The organism is Paracoccus sp. JM45 (genome assembly GCF_003590715.1).
Taxonomy (GTDB): domain Bacteria; phylum Pseudomonadota; class Alphaproteobacteria; order Rhodobacterales; family Rhodobacteraceae; genus Paracoccus.
This window is the reverse complement of the sequence record NZ_QQVY01000075.1, coordinates 1-580: the sequence shown is the minus strand read 5'-3', so window position 1 is coordinate 580 and position 580 is coordinate 1. Positions and strand designations below refer to the sequence as shown.

The window sequence follows — 580 nt, the reverse complement described above, 5'->3', positions numbered from 1 at the left end:
CGCGATGGCGTGACCACTGAAGAACGGGACCGTATTAAGGCACTGGAACGTGAGGTTCGCGAGCTGCGCCAGGCCAATGAGATCCTGCGCAAGGCTTCGGCGTATTTTGTGCAGGCGGAACTCGACCGCCCACTGAAACGATGATCGCCTTCATTGAAGATCAGCGCGTTGTCTACGGTGTCGAGTCGATCTGCAGGGTCCTGCCGATCGCGCCGTCAACATTTTATCACTGTCTTGCGTGCCGAGCGGACCCTTCCAAAGCTTCTGCACGGCATCAGCGTGACACCGAGCTTCGGCCCGAGACTAAACGGGTCTGGGATGAAAACTATCAGGTCTACGGCGTTCGAAAAGCGTGGCACCAGCTGAAGCGCGAGGGTTTTACGCTGGCGCGCTGCACGGTGGAACGGCTCATGAAACAGATCGGCATCCGGGGGGCAGTGCGTGGAAAGGTGCTTAAAACAACGGTTCCTAACCCATCAGCGCCCTGTCCGCGTGACAAGGTGAACCGCGTGTTCCGGGCCCCTGCGCCAAATCTGCTCTGGGTCAGCGATTTTACCTACGTGTCGACGTGGCAGGGCTT

1 pseudogene and 1 other annotated feature are annotated in these 580 nt (G+C 58.8%); the pseudogene reads left to right on the top strand.

The features are described 5' to 3' along the window. Positions 1-580, top strand: a pseudogene (locus DWB67_RS17795) (IS3 family transposase); the annotation flags it as partial. Further along, positions 99-215: a sequence feature (AL1L pseudoknot), on the top strand. (Overlaps the previous pseudogene by 117 nt.)